The sequence below is a fragment of the Roseburia sp. 1XD42-69 genome, assembly GCF_003612565.1.
In the GTDB taxonomy this organism is placed as follows: Bacteria; Bacillota; Clostridia; order Lachnospirales; family Lachnospiraceae; genus Roseburia_B.
In genome coordinates this window covers 1-1,663 of record NZ_RAZG01000193.1, presented here as the reverse complement: position 1 = coordinate 1,663, position 1,663 = coordinate 1, and the positions used below count along the sequence as shown (strand labels likewise).

Sequence of the window (1,663 nt, the reverse complement as noted above, 5' to 3'; positions counted from 1 at the left end):
TTTGGTGTGTCAGCGGCAACAGACGGGATGGTGGAAAGCGACAGGGAGACCGGGAATGACAGGAGCTGGGGAGACTTTGCATTAGGCGTGGCAGGCGGAGGCGTGGCAGGTGCAACGACAGGGGCAGTCTTATATGGGACAGTCATGGCAGCACCTGTTGCAGGGCTGGCGGCGGGGATGGATGCAGCGGCAGTCATAGGCCCGTCTGCCTTTACAACGACAGTAGTGCCTGCTATCATAACTGGCGGGGGATACGGGCTTGCCGGTGCGACGGCGTTATATGTAGAAAACGATATCCGTGCAAAAAATGGAGGGTATAACCTCCTGCTGGATAAGGTGTTTGAGAACAATACGGACAGGTATGAAGAATGCGGCATGATATTGATGCTTGGGAATAATGTCTATATGGAGTACGGGGCAATGAACATGAACCGTATGCCGGGAGGGGACAGTAAGGAGTCGTTTGGCAATAACCAGTCAGTCCAAAAGTTGAAAGCCCAGAATAGTCAACTTGGAACTAGTGAAGAAAATACGGGTGGTGGAAATGGATTATTATTAAATGGAGTTGATGGAAAGGCGAAAATAGGGGTACAATTTGGACAGGAGAGTGAGGTAGAGACAGGGATTCTAAATGATAAGTTAGATTGGTCTAATGTTGATCGAAAAGGGAGAACAGCCCTTGAACATGTTCAAAAACATGGTGCTCCTAACTTCCAAAGAGAGTTGCATGGAGTTGTTAGAGGTGATGTCAAAACTACTTTTGAAAATGCTTGGTCTAATAGAATAAATGCAAAAATAATTTCGGATGGTATGGGTGGAACGATTTATAATATACCATACCAAAATGTTGGCTATAATACTGGATATGTTAATTTTGGACAGCAAATGAATTATATAACTATTGTTGTCAAAGAAGGTACATCAACTGTTTGGACAGCATTTCCATCTTTTGGTGATTATGGAATGGAAATGTCCAATTATTATAGATTGATGTTAAAAAACTGAAAAGGAGATTAAAATGGAAAAGATATATTATGTTGGACAGTGTCCAATTTGTTGTAGCTATGGTAGGTTAGAAATTGACAAGGATGTTACAAATAGTAAGTATATTGTAATCTGCGAGGAGTGTCTTGCAGAGTGGAAGAATCCACAAGATGCCTTAGAAAATATAAATGGGCGGAGATGTCCTGCAAATGGGGAAGTGCGAAGTGCAACGTTTGACGAGATTAAGAATATTGGATGGGATAAGTTTGTTACTAATATTGAGGAATAAATAGACATCTTGTTATGGGGTTTTAGGCGATAAATTAGTCAGTATGATTATTGAAGTGTTAGATGAATGAATCCTTCCATGTACTCAAAAACAGACAGATACAATTCGTGGAACGTGTGGTATGTTCTTCGGTTGGTTTCCTCTTGTTTTAAGTACTTGAAAAAACACTCGCAGACAGCATTATCGAAGGGGTAGCCTTTTTTGGAAAAAGACTGTACCACGTTCAGGGAATCCAAAAGCTGTCGGAATAGAGTATAACTTTTTAAATTGTGCTTTGACTATATTACTAAGGGACTTTTTTGACAGCCCCGTTTAGTCCTTCAATTAGTAGAATTAAAATCTCCCACTTTTATGCCTTGTCAAAGCAATCATTAGGATGTCAGACCCGTT

2 protein-coding genes and 1 pseudogene are annotated in these 1,663 nt (G+C 41.2%); 2 read left to right on the top strand and 1 reads right to left on the bottom strand.

Going from position 1 to position 1,663, the window contains the following annotated elements; genetic code table 11:
• Both D7Y06_RS24995 and D7Y06_RS24990 read left to right on the top strand, forming a co-directional pair.
• Positions 1-1,005: hypothetical protein (locus D7Y06_RS24995; RefSeq protein ID WP_207667360.1), on the top strand; the 1,005-nt coding region annotated here is incomplete at its 5' end.
• A gap of 13 nt (positions 1,006-1,018) precedes the next feature.
• Complete coding sequence (locus tag D7Y06_RS24990) at positions 1,019-1,273, top strand: hypothetical protein (protein ID WP_120410167.1); 255 nt, start codon at positions 1,019-1,021, stop codon at positions 1,271-1,273.
• Positions 1,274-1,341: 68 nt separating this feature from the next.
• On the opposite strand, the pseudogene D7Y06_RS27560 reads toward D7Y06_RS24990, so the two are convergent.
• Positions 1,342-1,521 (bottom strand): annotated as a pseudogene (locus tag D7Y06_RS27560) (IS3 family transposase); the annotation flags it as partial.
• Between the last annotated feature and the right edge of the window lie 142 nt (positions 1,522-1,663).